Annotated in this window: 15 protein-coding genes; all 15 read right to left on the minus strand. The window is 68.7% G+C overall.

Going from position 1 to position 14,568, the window contains the following annotated elements:
• Positions 1 to 911: lipid-A-disaccharide synthase (lpxB, locus tag KF910_RS13425; RefSeq protein ID WP_292263727.1), on the minus strand; the 911-nt coding region annotated here is incomplete at its 3' end.
• Positions 908 to 1,747: a UDP-2,3-diacylglucosamine diphosphatase gene (gene lpxI, locus KF910_RS13430; RefSeq protein WP_292263730.1), complete on the minus strand. Its 840-nt coding sequence runs from the start codon at positions 1,745 to 1,747 to the stop codon at positions 908 to 910. The genes lpxB and lpxI, both read right to left, overlap by 4 nt.
• The gene (gene lpxA, locus KF910_RS13435; RefSeq protein WP_292263733.1) at positions 1,744 to 2,535 is read right to left on the minus strand and encodes an acyl-ACP--UDP-N-acetylglucosamine O-acyltransferase; all 792 of its coding nucleotides are present in this window, start codon (positions 2,533 to 2,535) and stop codon (positions 1,744 to 1,746) included. Before lpxA ends, lpxI begins: the two co-directional genes overlap by 4 nt.
• The gene (fabZ, locus tag KF910_RS13440; protein WP_416354717.1) at positions 2,532 to 3,008 is read right to left on the minus strand and encodes a 3-hydroxyacyl-ACP dehydratase FabZ; all 477 of its coding nucleotides are present in this window, start codon (positions 3,006 to 3,008) and stop codon (positions 2,532 to 2,534) included. Before fabZ ends, lpxA begins: the two co-directional genes overlap by 4 nt.
• Entirely contained in the window at positions 2,992 to 4,014 is a 1,023-nt protein-coding gene (gene lpxD / locus KF910_RS13445; RefSeq protein ID WP_292263739.1) for a UDP-3-O-(3-hydroxymyristoyl)glucosamine N-acyltransferase, read from the minus strand. Before lpxD ends, fabZ begins: the two co-directional genes overlap by 17 nt.
• Positions 4,015 to 4,032: 18 nt before the next feature.
• On the minus strand, positions 4,033 to 4,620 hold the full coding sequence (locus KF910_RS13450; RefSeq protein WP_292263741.1) for an OmpH family outer membrane protein: 588 nt from the start codon (positions 4,618 to 4,620) through the stop codon (positions 4,033 to 4,035).
• Between the two features lie 30 nt (positions 4,621 to 4,650).
• Positions 4,651 to 7,092: an outer membrane protein assembly factor BamA gene (gene bamA, locus KF910_RS13455; RefSeq protein WP_416354718.1), complete on the minus strand. Its 2,442-nt coding sequence runs from the start codon at positions 7,090 to 7,092 to the stop codon at positions 4,651 to 4,653.
• Between the two features lies 1 nt (position 7,093).
• Positions 7,094 to 8,311, minus strand: a complete 1,218-nt coding sequence (locus tag KF910_RS13460) for a M50 family metallopeptidase (RefSeq protein WP_292263744.1) — start codon at positions 8,309 to 8,311, stop codon at positions 7,094 to 7,096.
• 16 nt (positions 8,312 to 8,327) lie between these two features.
• Complete coding sequence (gene dxr, locus KF910_RS13465; protein WP_292263746.1) at positions 8,328 to 9,524, minus strand: 1-deoxy-D-xylulose-5-phosphate reductoisomerase; 1,197 nt, start codon at positions 9,522 to 9,524, stop codon at positions 8,328 to 8,330.
• Positions 9,524 to 10,342 (minus strand): phosphatidate cytidylyltransferase, encoded by an 819-nt coding sequence (locus KF910_RS13470; protein WP_292263749.1) that lies wholly within the window; start codon positions 10,340 to 10,342, stop codon positions 9,524 to 9,526. The genes dxr and KF910_RS13470 overlap by 1 nt, the downstream gene beginning before the upstream one ends.
• Entirely contained in the window at positions 10,342 to 11,097 is a 756-nt protein-coding gene (gene uppS / locus KF910_RS13475) for a polyprenyl diphosphate synthase (protein WP_292263753.1), read from the minus strand. The genes KF910_RS13470 and uppS overlap by 1 nt, the downstream gene beginning before the upstream one ends.
• A 28-nt stretch (positions 11,098 to 11,125) precedes the next feature.
• On the minus strand, positions 11,126 to 11,683 hold the full coding sequence (frr, locus tag KF910_RS13480; RefSeq protein ID WP_292263756.1) for a ribosome recycling factor: 558 nt from the start codon (positions 11,681 to 11,683) through the stop codon (positions 11,126 to 11,128).
• 41 nt (positions 11,684 to 11,724) lie between these two features.
• Complete coding sequence (pyrH, locus tag KF910_RS13485) at positions 11,725 to 12,462, minus strand: UMP kinase (RefSeq protein WP_292263759.1); 738 nt, start codon at positions 12,460 to 12,462, stop codon at positions 11,725 to 11,727.
• A gap of 247 nt (positions 12,463 to 12,709) precedes the next feature.
• Entirely contained in the window at positions 12,710 to 13,648 is a 939-nt protein-coding gene (tsf, locus tag KF910_RS13490; RefSeq protein WP_292263762.1) for a translation elongation factor Ts, read from the minus strand.
• A gap of 98 nt (positions 13,649 to 13,746) precedes the next feature.
• A partial coding sequence (rpsB, locus tag KF910_RS13495; protein ID WP_292263765.1) for a 30S ribosomal protein S2 occupies positions 13,747 to 14,568 on the minus strand: 822 nt, incomplete at its 5' end.

Genomic DNA, 14,568 nt, shown 5'->3' on the forward strand with positions numbered 1-14,568 from the left:
GGCCGCATGATCGCATAGCTGAGCGGCTGGAACCGATAGGCGATGACCATGGGCGCCCCGGCCAGGGCCAGTTCGGTCGAGACCGTGCCGCTGGTCGCCAGGGCCACGGTGGCGGCGGTCATGGCGTCATATTTGCGGTCCTCGCCCACCAGATGGACGCGGAAGGGCCAGGCGGCGACCCGCTGGGCCACATCGGCCGCCACCGTGCCGGCGGCGATCACGGCGACAGCCAGGTCGGGCCGTGTCGCCTTCAGCCTCTGTACCGCCTGTTCATAGACGGGCGTCATCAGGCGGATCTCGCTGGGCCGGCTTCCGGGCAGGACCAGCAGCAGCGGCTGGTCCGGCCCCAGGCCCAGGGAGCGGCGGAACCCCTGGGGGTCGGCGCCGGACATGTCGATGTGCAAGGCGGATGATCCCACGACCGTCGTGGTCAGGCCCTCGCGCTCGAACCAGGGGGCGTCGAAACTGTAGAGGGCCAGCAGATGATCCACCGCCCCCGCCAGGGTGCGGGCCCGCCCGGGCCGCGAGGCCCAGACCTGGGGCCCGACGTATTTGACCAGGGGCGTCTCGGGCGCGGCCGCGCGGATGGCCTTGGCCACGCGGATGGTGAAGCCCCAGCTGTCGATCAGCACCACCGCGTCGGGCCGTTCGCGCGCCGCCAAGGCCGCCGTCTCCGCCACCCGCCGCCGGACCCGGCCATAGGCGCGCAAGCCCTCCAGCCAGCCCAGGATCGACAGTTCGGCGATGTCGAACGGGCTTTGCACCCCTTCGGCCGCCATCTTGGGACCGCCGACGCCGACGAAGGTCACGCCGTCTCCCAGCCGCGTCTTCAGCGCCCGCGCCAGGCCGGCGCCCAGGGCGTCGCCCGAGGCCTCGGCCGCCACCAGCATGATTTTCAGAGGCGCGGTCATTCCGCCTCGCCCCAGACGAACAGCCCCAGGCGATCCGCCGTCTCGACGATGGCGGCCGGGTCGATCAGGATCATCCGTCCGGCCTTGCCCGCCACCCCCGCCAGGCCGGCGGCGGCGGCCAGTTCGATCGTGCGGGGGCCGATCACCGGCATGTCGACGCGCAGGTCCTGGATAGGCTTGGGCGCCTTGCCCAGGGCGCCCCGGAGGGCACCCGCGCGCCCGCGCAGATCGACGGGAAGACCCGCGACCCGGGCCAGCATGGCGTCGGTCCCCTCTTGAGCCTCGACCGCCAGGACCAGGCCATGACAGACCACCGCTCCCTGGCCGACGTCCAGTTCCCCTGATTTCTCGGCGACATGCAGCGCCTTCTTCAGGTCAGCCCTCTGTTCCTCATCCGGCTGGATGCGGCCCAGGGCGCCGGCGGCCAGCATCTGGCCGCCCAGCAATTCATCCGCGCCCTCGACGCCGAATCCCTCGTCCTCGAACACAGACAGGATCTTTCGCAGCAGGGCGTCATCCCCCCGGGTCGCCGCCGCGATGATGCCGGGCAGGACCGAGGCGCCCTTCAGGTCGGGCTTCAGCGTCCTGAAATCAGGCCGGTTGACGTAGCCGGCCAGACAGACCGCGCCGCATCCGGCCGCCCTGATAGCCTTCAGCACCCCGCCGATCTCGGCCATGCCGAAGTCGCCGCCCGGCCAGCGATGCAGCTGGGGATCGGCGAAGCCCTTCAGCCGCACCACGAAGACGTCACGGCCCTCGGCGTCGCAGCGTTGGGCCACCCGGATCGGCAGGTCGCCGGACCCGGCGATCAGGGCCAGACGGGGCGCGCCGATCATTCCTGGCCCGGAAGACACAGGGGGCGCCGACCGCCATCGCGGATGAAGGCGGTGATCTCCATGATCTCGGCCAGATCGGCATAGGTCGTTTCGACCCGATCCAGCCGTTCGGCGAAGACGCCATCGGCCTCGAACAGATCGCGGTAGGCGGCCAGCAGGCGGCGCACCTGGTCCTTGCCGTATCCCTTGCGCTTCAGCCCGATCAGGTTCAGCCCGTGCAGCCGGGCGTGATTGCCCCAAGCCGAGCCGTAGGGGATCACGTCGCGCGTCACCGCCGCCAGGCCGCCGACGATCGCGCCCTGCCCCACCCGGCCGTTCTGGTGCACGGCGGCGAGACCGCCCAGGAAGACCCGGTCGCCGATCCAGGCGTGCCCGCCCAGTGTGGCGTTGTTGGCCATGACGACATGGTCGCCGACCACCGCGTCGTGGCCGACATGGGCGCCGGTCATGAACAGGTTGTTCGAGCCGACGCGCGTCACGCCCGTTCCCTGAGGCGTGCCGCGGTTGAAGGTGCAGTGCTCGCGGATCAGATTGTCCTGGCCGATGTCCAGCCGGACCGGTTCGCCGCGATAGCCGTTGTGCTGGGGGTCGCCGCCGATGACGGCGAAGGGATGGATGGCCGTGCGCGCGCCCACCGTCGTGTCCTGCTGAACCACCACATGGCTGACCAGGCGAACGCCCTGGTCCAGCACGACATTCGGCCCCACGACGCACCAGGGGCCCACCTCGACATCGGCGGCCAGGCGAGCCGAGCCGTCGATGACGGCGCTGGGGTGGATGGCGGTCATGATGCGGGCTGGTCCACGGTCACCACCATGGCGGCGAAGTCGGCCTCGGCGGCCAGCTTGTCGTCGATGAAGGTCTCGCCGCGGAATTTGAACACGTCGCCGCGTTGTTTGGTCACCGTGACCTGCATGCGCAGCTGGTCGCCCGGCCGCGCGGGCCTGCGGAACCGCACCCCGTCGATGGACATGAACATGATGACCTTGTCCTGGACCGCCACATCCAGGGTTTTGGACATCAGCAGGGCGCCGGTCTGGGCCATGGCCTCGACGATCAGCACGCCGGGCATGACCGGGTCGATGGGGAAATGGCCGGGGAAGAAGGGCTCGTTATGGGTGACGTTCTTGATGCCGGTGATCGAGGTGTTGGCGACGAAGTCCTCGGCCTTGTCGACCAGCAGGAAGGGATAGCGATGCGGCAGGCGCCGCATCACCTCGGCATAGTCGATCCGGTTGTCGGCCTCAGCCATGGCTCTCATCCCTGCCGCGAATCTTGCCCGCCGCCTGTTTCGCCAGCCAGACCGCCTCGCGCAAGGACTGACGGATCGGCTTGGCCGGATAGCCGGACCAGGTCTCGCCCGCCGGCACGTCCGCCAGAACGCCCGCCCCGGCGGCGATACGCGCACCCTGGCCGATGGACAGGTGATCGCCGATGCCGGCGCGGCCGCCGAACATGACGTTGTCGCCCACCGTCACCGTGCCGGCCAGACCCGTGAAGGCGGCCATCAGGGCGTTTCGGCCGATGACGCAATTGTGGGCGATGTGGACCAGGTTGTCGATCTTGCTGTTCTCGCCAATCACCGTGTCGCCATAGGCGCCGCGGTCGATGCAGGTGTTGGCTCCGATGCTCACCCCATCCTGGATGACGACCCGGCCCAGCTGGGGGATGTCGATCGGCCCCTGACTGGACCAGGCGGCGCCGAAGCCGGCCTCGCCGATGCGGGCGCCGGCCAGGATCCGCACCCGGTCGCCGATCAGGGCGAAGCCGATCGAGGTCAGGGCGCCGATCCGACAGTCGCGGCCGATCTGGACGCCCGGGCCGATGATCGCGCCGGCCCCGATGCGCGAACCGCGCCCGATCCGGACGCCGGGCGCCAGGACGGCCCCCGGCTCGATCACGACCGAAGAATCCTCCGCCGCCTCCTTGATGTCGATGGCCCGATCCAGCAGCCAGGGCCGATGCAGCAGTTCCGCCGCCCTGGCCCAGGCGGCCTGAGGTTCGTCGGAAACGACCACGGCCGCTTCAGCCGGCGCCTGGTCGAGGATTTTCGGCCCGACGATCACGCAACCCGCCCGGGTCTCGGCCAGGGAGGCGGCGAATTTCCGGTCGGCCACAAAGGCGATCGCGCCCCCGTCCGCATCGGACAGGGGCGCGACATGGGCGATCTGGCGTTCGCCGCCCCGCGCGACGCGCCCGCCGACCCTTTGGGCGATCTCGGCGACAGTCAGGGGCGGCAGCGCCTCGAAGAAGCGGGCGTCAGGCATGGGCCGGCCCGTTCATTCTTACTGCTGCGCTTCGGCCGGCACGGGCAGGCGGTTGAACGACAGGGTCGGCAGGGCGGTGTTCAGCCGCTGGATGACCAGGTCGGTCACATCCATGGCCGGGTTAGCCATGAACACGCTCTCGCGGTCCAGCATGATGCCGCAACCGCGTTCCTGATAGACGGCGATCAGGATCGGCTCGACGGCGACGCCGATCTGGCGACGCTGCTCGCTCAGGGTGTAGCGCAGTTCGTTGTCACGGGTCTGTTCAAGCTGCTGCGCTTCCTGGATGCGTTGCTGCAGGGCCTGGCGGCGCTGCTGCATCTGATCGGCCGGAATGGTGGCCTGGCCCTGTTGCAGGGCGGCGATCTCGGTCTGGATCGAGGTGGCGTAGGGCTGCAGTTCGCCGCGCACTTCTTCGGCCAGCTGGGTCATCCGGGTCTGAACCGCCTGACCGACCGTCGATTGAGCCAGCAGGCGCTGGTTGAAATAGATGCAGACGCCCGGCAGCACGGGGCCGGGGTTCTGCGGTCCGGCGGCCTGGGCCGAGGCCGTGCCGGCAGCGGCCAGGGTGGCCAGGGCGGTGGCGGCGATAAGAAGAGATTTCATTAGCTTACCTTTGGCTTTTCAAGCCGTTGCTTAGAACTGGGTCGAGGTGGAGAAGCGGAAGGTTTCAGTCCGGTCGTAATCCTCACGCGACAGGATCTTGCTGAAGTCGAAGCGGATCGGACCCATGGGCGACTTCCAGTGGACGCTAAGGCCCGTCGCGGCGCGCACCGCCAGTTCGTCGACGATGTTGGTGTCGATCACGCCGCCCGCGGTCAGGCGATAGCGGTCGTCCAGCACCCCCAGGGTGCCGACGTCGAGGAACAGGGAGGTGCGGATGCCGTATTCTTCGGGCAGTCCGTTCGGAAGCGTCAGCTCAGCCGTGCCGATGGCGTAGAAATTGCCGCCCAGGGCGTCGCGGGTGCGCAGGTCGCGCGGGCCGATCCCGGCGTTCTCGAAGCCCCGGAAGCTGTTGCCGCCCTTGAAGAAGCGGTCGTTGATCCGGATGGTGTCGCCGGCCCAGCCCGAGACATAGCCGACAGACCCCTGCAGGCTGACGACCCAGTTCGGCGTCAGGCCGTAGTACCAGGCGGCGTCCATCTCGGTCTTGATGTAGTTGACGTCCCCGCCCAGGCCCGCGAAATCCTGGCGCAAGGAGGCGACCCAGCCGCGCGTGGGCCGAACGGGGTCGTTCACGCGGCTGAACAGCAGGGTATAGCCGGCGGACGAGTTGAGCGACGCCCCCAGCTGATCGCACAGCGCCAGCGAGCCCGAGAGCACGCCCGAGCAATAGCCCGTCGGCACCAGAACCTCGTCGGACTTGATGAAATACCGGGTGCTGAGGCTGGTATAGCCGTTCAGCGGGAAGGTCAGACGCAGCCCGGCGCCGGTCGAACGATAATCGAACGAGGACTCTTCCTTGAAGTCGTAGCGGGTGTGGAACAGGTCGTAACCGGCGCGGATGTCCCGGTTCATGAAGCGCGGCTCGGTGAAGCGGAAATCGATCTGCTGACGCAGCGAGCCCCATTCCACGCGGGCCACCACATTCTGGCCGCGGCCGCGGAAGTTCCGTTCCGAAATCCCGATGTTGACCACGAAGGCCTCGACCGAGCTGAATCCCGCCCCGATCGACAGTTCGCCGGTCGGTTGCTCCTCGACCGTGACGTTGACGACCGACCGGTCCGGCGCCGACCCTCGGGTCTCCTCGACCTTGACGTCCTTGAAGAAGCCCAGGGCCCGCAGGTTGTTGCGCGACCGCTCCATCAGGGCGCGGTTGAAGGCGTCGCCCTCGGTCAGCAGCAATTCGCGCCGGATGACCGGGTCAATGGTTCGCGTATTGCCGACGATGTTGATGCGATCAACATAAACGCGCTGACCTTCCCGGACGTGGAAGGTGACGTTGACCGTGTCGGTTTCCGGATCGGCGCTATAGGTCGGGTTGATGTCGACGAAGGCGTAGCCGGCCGATCCGGCGGCGAAGGTCAGGGCCTCGACCGCCTTTTCGATCTTGTCGCTTTCATAAAGGTCGCCCGAGCGGATCGGCAGCAGGCGCCGCAGGATGTCGGTGTTCAGCCGGTCGTTCTCGGTGACGACGTTGATCTCGCCGAAATTATAACGATCACCCTCATCCAGGGTCAGGGTCACGCCGAAGGCGGCGTTGTCCGGATGCAGTTCGGCCACCGAAGAGATGACCCGGAAATCGTAATAGCCGCGGTTGGTGTAGAATTTCCGCAGCTGCTCGCGGTCGTATTCCAGCCGGTTGGGATCATAGTTGTCGTTCTTCGACATGATCCGCCACCAACGCGACTGCTTGGTCACCATGACGCCGCGCAGGTCGCTGTCGGAGAAGGCCTCGTTGCCCAGGAAGGTGATGTTCTCGATGCCGGTTTCCGGCCCTTCGTCGATCTCGAACACGACATCGACGCGGTTCTGCTCCAGCTGGACCAGCTTGGGCGTGACGGTGGCGGAGATGCGCCCAGACAGACGATACAGCTCGACCAGCGAGCCGACGTCTTCCTGGATCTTGGCGCGGGTGTAGATGCCGCGCGGCCGGATCGTCACCTCTTCGCGCAGCTTGTCGTCGCGAAGGGCGTTGTTCCCCTCGAAGATCACCTGGTTGATGATCGGGTTCTCGGCGATGTGGACCACCAGGTCGCCGTTCTGAACCATCAGCTGCACGTCGGCGAACAGGCCCGTGCGCGAAAGGGTGCGCACGCCGATGTCCAGCATGGCCGCGTCCACCGTGTCGCCCGGCTGGATCGGCAGATAGGACAGGACCGTGGTCTGATCGATCCGCTGGGTTCCCTGGACCAGGATGCGGTTGATCTGGACGCTCTGCTGGGCCGGGGCCTGGGCGGGCGCGGCCTGATCCGGCGTCGCCGCCGCGGGCGCGGCGCCGTCCTGGGCCAGGGCGGGTGAAGCCAGGCCGGCGGCCAGGACCAGGGCCAGGGCGCTGGCTCGGCCGCTCAGGCGGATTTTGGCGCGCGGATCGGAGTGCTTCATACGGGGACCATCGGAGGGCTGGCGTCGGCTCATGTCAGGCGAGCCCGCCGAGGAAGGCGAGGAAATTGAACTTCTGCAGATCGTTCCAAGTCGCGAACAACATCAAACCCGCCAGCAACGCAAGACCGACCCGGTAACCCGCCTCCTGGAAACGGGCGGCGACCGGACGCCTCGCCACGGCTTCATAGCCGTAAAAAAGCAGGTGGCCGCCGTCCAGAACCGGGATGGGCAGGAGGTTTAGAAAGCCAATTCCGACCGAAAGTATGGCGGCCAAGCTGGTCATCGTCAGCAGCAGATTGGCCACAGTCGCGCCCGGATCGGGATTCGCCTCTACCGCCTGGGTCGTCAGGGCGCCGGTGGCGCGGGCGATCCCCAGGGGCCCGCTCAGCTGGTCCCCGTTTTCGCGGCCGGTGAAGATGCGCCCGATATAGGTCAGGGTGGTCCCCAGGGTGTCGACGATGGTCGTGGCGCTCTTGCCCGCGATCTCGAGGGGATTCAGCCTTCGAATACTGACGTCTTCAGGCCCCTGGGGGCGCATGTTCATGCCGATGCGGGCCACCCGCACCCGGCCGGCGACGGGATCGTCCTCGACCTGGCGCTGGGGCGTGGCGACCAGCTCCAGGGTGCGGCCCGCGCGATCGACGGTGAAGCGCACCGTGTCCCCTGCGCTCAGCATGACGACGGCCCGAACCTCGGAGTCGTCACGCACCGGACGACCGTTGACGGCGGTGATCAGGTCGCGGGGCTGGAATCCGGCGGCGGCGGCCGGACTGTCCGGCGCGACGTTCAGGACACGCGGGGCCACCACCTGTTCGCCGATGATCGCGAAGTAGAGGGCGAACAGGACGAAGGCGAGGATGAAGTTGGTCACCGGCCCGGCGGCCACGATCAGGGCGCGCTGCCACACCGGCTTGAAATGGAAATAGTCCCGCTCGGCGCCCGGCCCATGCTCGGCCGTCACACGGCCTTTCAGCTCAGCCAGCCCCGCCTCGTCCGGCACGCTGCTGGCGTCCAGGTCGCCCGAGAATTTGACATAGCCGCCCAGCGGCATCCATCCGACCCGCCATTCCACGCCCTGGCGATCCGTCCGGCTGAACACAGCCCGGCCGAAACCGACCGAGAAACGGTCGATCTTCACCTTGAACAGGCGCGCGGTCAGGAAATGTCCCAGTTCATGCAGGGTGACGATCAGGGTCAGCACCAGCAGGAAGGGCACGACATAGGTCACGACCAGGGTCAGTGCGTCGATCAAGCGGTCTCGCCTCCGGTCATGCCGCGTCGGCCATGCGACCGACGATGGTCTGGGCGATCCGGCGGGCCTCGGCGTCCACGGCCAGGGCCGCGTCGCAGGCGTCGGTCAGATCGGCGCAAACCCCCGCGCGCATCGCGCGATCCAGGGTTTCGGCGACGACTGCGGCAATATTGAGAAAGCCCAGACGCCGGTCAAGGAAGGCGCGGGCCGCCACCTCATTGGCGGCATTGAACACGGCCGGCGCCGCCCCGCCGGCCTGCAGCGCCTGGCGCGCCAGGGCCAGGGCCGGAAACCGCGTCTCGTCCGGCGCCTCGAAGGTCAGCCGGCCCAGCGTCGCCAGGTCCAGCCGCGGCGCGGGCCAGTCCAGCCTCTGGGGCCAGGCCAGGGCGCAGGCGATGGGGATGCGCATGTCCGGCGCCCCCATCTGGGCCAGGGTGGAGCCGTCGATATAGTCCACCAGGCTGTGAACGATGGATTCGGGGTGCACCACCACCTCGATCCGCTCGGCCGGCATGTCGAACAGATAGGCCGCCTCGATCGTCTCCAGCCCCTTGTTGGCCATGGTGGCGCTGTCGACCGAGATCTTGGCCCCCATGCTCCAGTTGGGGTGGGCCACCGCCTGTTCGGGCGTCACCGCCGCCATCTGCGCCAGGGTCCGGTTCCGGAACGGGCCGCCCGAAGCGGTCAGGATCAGCCGGGACACCTGTTCCGGCGCCGCGGCGGGAAAGACCTGGAAGATGGCCGAATGCTCGGAGTCGACCGGAATCAGCTGGCCGCCCGAGGCGCGAACCGTCTCGATCAGGGCCGGGCCGCAGCAGACCAGGCTTTCCTTGTTGGCCAGGGCCAGGACCGCGCCCGTGCGCGCCACCGCCCAGGTCGAGCGCAGGCCCGCCGCCCCCACGATCGCCGCCATGACCCAGTCGGCGGGGCGGATGGCGGCCTCGACCACCGCCCCCTCGCCCGCCGCCGTCTCGATTCCCGTGCCGGCCAGGGCGTCGCGCAGGGCGGCCAGCTTCGACGGGTCGGCCGTCACCGCCAGCCTGGGTCGCCAGCGCCGCGCCTGCTCAGCCAGCAGGGCCACATTGCTCCCGGCGACCAGGGCCTCGACCTCGAACGCGCCGGTTCCGGCCGCCTCGGCGCGATCCATCAGGTCCAGGGTGGAAGTTCCCACCGATCCGGTGGAGCCCAGCACGGTGACGCGACGCGAGATCATCACGCCCCCAGGCCCAGGGCGCGGCCAAGGGCGCGCCCGGCCGCGATCACCACGATGGCGAACATCAGCCCGTCGACGCGATCCAGAAGGCCGCCGTGACCCGGGATCAGCGCCCCCGCATCCTTGACTCCGAACCGCCGCTTCAGCGCCGATTCCCACAGGTCGCCGGCCATGGCCGCCAGGCCGCCGGCCAGGCCCAGCAGGCCGCTCCAGATCGGGCCCGGCGCGCCGGAGTCCGGCAGGGCCGTCATCAGGACGCCAGCCAGGGTCGCGGCGACCAGGCCGCCGATGAACCCCGACCAGGTCTTGTTCGGCGAAAACCGCGGCCACAGCTTGGGCCCGCCCACGGCGCTGCCGACCAGATAGGCCGCGATATCGGCCGCCCAGGTCACGGCGAAGGCCAGGGTGACCCAGTAGAAGCCAACCGCGCTGGTCCCGTCGCGCAGCCAGATCATCAGCACGGCCGGCCAGCCGATGTAGAGGACGCCATAGGCCGCATCGACCGCCGACAGCCCTCGCGTCCGGGCGAACAGCCCCGCCAGGCAGGCGCCGAAGACCATCATGACCAGGCCGAAGGACAGGTCCGCCGCATGGGCCATCGCCACGGACGCCGCCAGGGCCGCGGCCACGGCGCCGAACATGGGTTTCCAGGCCATGCGCGCGCTCATCCGCGCCCATTCAACGGCCAGCAGCACGCAGGCGGCCAGCATGACGCCCAGGATCCACGGCCCGCCCAGCCAGACGGCGAAAACCGCCAGGGGCGCCAGCACCACGGCCGAGGCCGTGCGCATGCCCATCTCGCGCACCCCGAAGGCCATCAGATCGCCTCCCGCAGCGGTTCCGCCGGCTTGCGGCCGCCGAAGCGCCGGTCACGCGCCCGGAACTCGGCCACGGCCCGTCCCAGGGCTTCCGGGCCGTAGTCGGGCCACAGGATGTCCTGGAACACCAGTTCGGCGTAGGCCGCCTCCCACAGCAGGAAGTTGGACAGCCTCAGCTCCCCCGACGTCCGCACGATCAGGTCCACCGGCGGCGCCCCGGCCGTGGACAGGCCGGCGCCGAATGCGTCCTCGGTCAGCGGGCCTGTCGCCTGGCCCGAGGCCACGCGGCGGGCATGGGCCTCGGCGGCATCGACGATGTCGGCCCGTCCGCCATAGTTGAAGGCGACCTGAAGCATGAAACGGTCGTTGTGGGCCGTATCCGCCTCGGCCTTTTCGATGATGCGGGCGATGTCGTCGGGCAGGCCGCGCCGCCGGCCCAGGATGCGCAGCCGCACCCCCTCCTTGGCCAGCCGGGCCAGGTCCGAGGCGACATAGGTCCGCACCAGTCCCATCAGGTCGGAAACCTCGTCCTCGGGCCGGCTCCAGTTCTCGGTCGAGAAGCCGAACACCGTCAGACAGCCGACGCCCAGGGCCGGCGCGCCGCGGATGGTCCGCTTCAGGGCCTCGACCCCCTCGCGGTGGCCGACGGAGCGCGGCAGGCCGCGCGCCTTGGCCCAGCGGCCATTGCCGTCCATGATCACCGCCACATGGAGGGGCGGCCCCCCATGGTTCGAGGCGGGTGTGTCATCCGGCATTGGGGCGGGCCCTTCCGCGCGCAGATCGTCAGACCTGCATGATCTCTTGTTCCTTGACCTTCAAGGCCTCGTCGATGCGCTTGATGGCGGCGTCGGTGTCCTTCTGGACCTCGGCCTCCATCTTCTTCTGCTCGTCCTGGCTGATGTCGCCCGCCTTCTCGGCCTTCTTCAGCTCGTCATTGGCGTCGCGGCGCACATTGCGGACGGCGATCTTCTGCTGTTCGGCGTATTTGCCGGCCAGTTTGACCAGATCCTTGCGGCGCTCCTCGGTCAGAGGCGGAATGGGGATACGCAGGGTCTGGCCGTCCACCACCGGGTTCAGGCCCAGGCCGGCGGCGCGGATGGCCTTTTCGACCGAGACCACCATCCCCTTGTCCCAGACGCTGACCGTGATCATGCGCGGCTCGGGCACGCTGACGGCGGCCACGGCGTTCAGCGGCGAGGTCGAGCCGTAGGCCTCGACCTGAACCGGGTCCAGCAGGCCGGCGTTGGCGCGGCCGGTGCGCAGGCCGCCGAATTCGTCCTTCAAGGCCGAGACGGCCTTGTCCATGCGGTCGCGGAAGGTTTTCAGTTCCGGTTTGGCCATGGGATTTTCCCTTCGTCTTTCGTCTCTTTAGCGGACGGATTTCAGCTTGTCTGCGAACCGATCACGGTGAAGGGCCCCTCGCCTCTCAAGGCGCGGTGGAAGGATCCCTCCTCGCGGATCGAGAAGACCACGATCGGAATGCCGGAATCGCGCATCAGGGCCACGGCCGAGGCGTCCATGACCCGCAGATCCTGGGCCAGCACCTCCTGATAGGTCAGCCGGTCATAACGGGTGGCGGTCGGGTCCTTCTTCGGATCGGCCGTATAGACCCCGTCCACGCTGGTGCCCTTGAACAGGGCGTCACAGCCCATCTCGGCCGCGCGCAGGGCGGCGCCGGAATCGGTGGTGAAGAAGGGCGCCCCCACTCCGGCGGCGAAGATCACCACCCGGCCCTTTTCCAGGTGCCTCAGGGCGCGGCGGCGCAGATAGGGTTCGGCCACGGCGTTCATGGTCAGGGCGCTCTGGACCCGCGTCTGGACGCCGATCTTCTCCAGCGCCGCCTGCATGGCCAGGGCGTTCATGACGGTGGCCAGCATGCCCATGTAGTCGGCCGTGGCCCGCTCCATGTCGCCGGCGGCCTTGGACAGGCCGCGGAAGATGTTGCCGCCGCCGATGACCAGGCAGATCTCGACGCCTTCGCGCGACACGGCGGCCACCGCCTCGGCCACGCTGGCGACCGTCTTCATGTCGATGCCATAGGGCTGGTCGCCCATCAGCACCTCGCCCGACACCTTCAGCAGGACGCGCTTGTATCGGAACTCGGGCGGGGTCTCGGGCATGGCGTCGTCCGTGTACGGCGGGTCAGGCCCGGAATCGGGCTGTTCCTTATAGACGAAGGGCGCGCCCGGCTTCAAAGCCCGGCGCGCCCCGACTCAGAATTCTCCCTCCCCTTCAGGGGAGGGTGGCGCAAAGCGCCGGGTGGGGAGGGCGCGGCGACCCACGCACCGAGCGTGTTTTGCCGAAGCGCCCCCACCCGTTTTCGCCTATGGCTCAGACACCCTCCCCGAATGGGGAGGGAGACGGCATTTACTGGCCGGTCATCGAGGCGACTTCCGAGGCGAAGTCCGGCCCCTCGACCTTCTCGACACCCTCGCCCAGGGCCAGGCGGACGAAGCCGGCCAGGTGCAGGCCCGGAGCGCCCAGTTCCTTGCCGGTGTTGGCGACCAGCTGTTCGATGGTCACGTCCGGATCCATGACGAACGGCTGTTTGGTCAGCACCACGTCCTTCTGGAATTTGGCGATCTGGCCCGAGACGATCTTTTCGATCATGTTCTCGGGACGGCCTTCTTCCTTGGCCTTTTCGGTCAGGACCTGACGTTCCTTCTCGATCGCCGCCGGGTCCAGGTCGTCGGTGTTCAGCGACAGCGGGGCGGTGGCCGCCACGTGCATGGCGATCTTGCGGCCCAGGTCGCGCAGGGCCGTCTTGTCGCCGCCGCCGTGCAGGGCGACCAGCACGCCGATGCGGCCGACGCCCGGCGACACGGCGTTGTGGACATAGCTGGCGACCACGCCTTCATCGACCGACAGGCGGGCGGCGCGACGCAGCTGCATGTTCTCGCCGACGGTGGCGATCAGCTGGGTCACCTCGTCCTGGACGGTCTTGCCGTTCTCCAGCTCGGCGCCGTGCAGGGCCTCGACCGTGGCGTGCTCCAGGCCCAGTTGGGCGAACGACTTGGCGGCGTTCTGGAACAGTTCGTTGCGGGCGACGAAGTCGGTTTCGGCGTTGAACTCGATGGCGGCGCCGACTTCACCGGCGCCGACTTCCTTTGAAGCCACGGCGACCAGGCCCTCGGCGGCGACGCGGTCGGCCTTCTTGGCGGCCTTGGACAGGCCCTTGGCGCGCAGCCAGTCGATGGCGGCGTCGATGTCGCCATTGGTTTCCTGCAGGGCCTTCTTGCAGTCCATCATGCCGACGCCGGAGCGCTCGCGCAGTTCCTTGACGAGGGCGGCGGTGATCTCGGCCATGTTTCAGTCTCCTGGTGTTCTCGTAAGCGGTAACGGCCGGACCCGAGATTCAGGCCCGGCCGCAGTCTTTAGTCGCCGTCGGTGACAGCGGCGCGGGTTCAGACCTGCGCCGGCTCTTCTTCGACAGCGGCGTTGGCCTCGGCGGTCGCCTCCTGGGCGGCCTCGTCGGCCACGGCCGGTTCAGCGGCGGCTTCCAGTTCGGCGGCGACGCCTTCAGTCCCGGCCGGGGCGGCTTCAGCCTCGGCCTTGGGAGCGGCGGCTTCGCGCAGCATCGGCTCGACCGGGTTTTCCGACGCGCCCAGATCGACGCCCGAGGCGCCGGCGCCGGCGGCCAGGCCGTCCAGGACGGCGTCGGCGATCAGGTCGCAGTAGGTCTGGATGGCGCGCGCGGCGTCATCATTGCCCGGAACCGGATAGGTGATGCCGTCCGGATCGCAGTTGGTGTCCAGGATGGCGATGATCGGGATGTTCAGCTTGCGGGCTTCCTGGATCGCGATCGCTTCCTTGTTGGTGTCGATCACGAACATGATGTCCGGCACGCCGCCCATGTCCTTGATGCCGCCCAGCGAGGCTTCCAGCTTGTCACGCTCGCGCTGCAGGCTCAGCAGCTCGCGCTTGACGCGGCCCTCGCCGCCCGACTCCAGCAGGCTGTCCAGTTCGCGCAGGCGGGCGATCGAGCCCGAGACGGTGCGCCAGTTGGTCAGGGTGCCGCCCAGCCAGCGGTTGTTCATGTAATATTGGGCGCAGCGCTTGGCGGCCTCGGCCACCGGATCGGCGGCCTGGCGCTTGGTGCCGACGAACAGCACGCGGCCGCCCTTGGCCGCCACGTCGCGCACGGCGACCAGGGCCTGGTGCAGCAGCGGGATCGACTGCGACAGGTCGATGATGTGGATGTTCGAGCGCGAGCCGAAGATGTAGCG

This window comes from Brevundimonas sp. (genome assembly GCF_019636155.1).
Classification (GTDB): domain Bacteria; phylum Pseudomonadota; class Alphaproteobacteria; order Caulobacterales; family Caulobacteraceae; genus Brevundimonas.

Excerpts from the sequence above, each read along its gene's own strand:
- pyrH (WP_292263759.1), bottom strand. The coding sequence starts at position 12,462 with ATGCCCGAGACCCCGCCCGAGTTCCGATACAAGCGCGTCCTGCTGAAG.
- fabZ (WP_416354717.1), bottom strand. The coding sequence starts at position 3,008 with ATGAGAGCCATGGCTGAGGCCGACAACCGGATCGACTATGCCGAGGTG.
- lpxI (WP_292263730.1), bottom strand. The coding sequence starts at position 1,747 with ATGATCGGCGCGCCCCGTCTGGCCCTGATCGCCGGGTCCGGCGACCTG.
- lpxD (WP_292263739.1), bottom strand. The coding sequence starts at position 4,014 with ATGCCTGACGCCCGCTTCTTCGAGGCGCTGCCGCCCCTGACTGTCGCC.
- lpxA (WP_292263733.1), bottom strand. The coding sequence starts at position 2,535 with ATGACCGCCATCCACCCCAGCGCCGTCATCGACGGCTCGGCTCGCCTG.
- frr (WP_292263756.1), bottom strand. The coding sequence starts at position 11,683 with ATGGCCAAACCGGAACTGAAAACCTTCCGCGACCGCATGGACAAGGCC.
- KF910_RS13470 (WP_292263749.1), bottom strand. The coding sequence starts at position 10,342 with ATGGCCTTCGGGGTGCGCGAGATGGGCATGCGCACGGCCTCGGCCGTG.
- bamA (WP_416354718.1), bottom strand. The coding sequence starts at position 7,092 with ATGAGCCGACGCCAGCCCTCCGATGGTCCCCGTATGAAGCACTCCGAT.
- KF910_RS13450 (WP_292263741.1), bottom strand. The coding sequence starts at position 4,620 with ATGAAATCTCTTCTTATCGCCGCCACCGCCCTGGCCACCCTGGCCGCT.
- uppS (WP_292263753.1), bottom strand. The coding sequence starts at position 11,097 with ATGCCGGATGACACACCCGCCTCGAACCATGGGGGGCCGCCCCTCCAT.
- dxr (WP_292263746.1), bottom strand. The coding sequence starts at position 9,524 with ATGATCTCGCGTCGCGTCACCGTGCTGGGCTCCACCGGATCGGTGGGA.
- tsf (WP_292263762.1), bottom strand. The coding sequence starts at position 13,648 with ATGGCCGAGATCACCGCCGCCCTCGTCAAGGAACTGCGCGAGCGCTCC.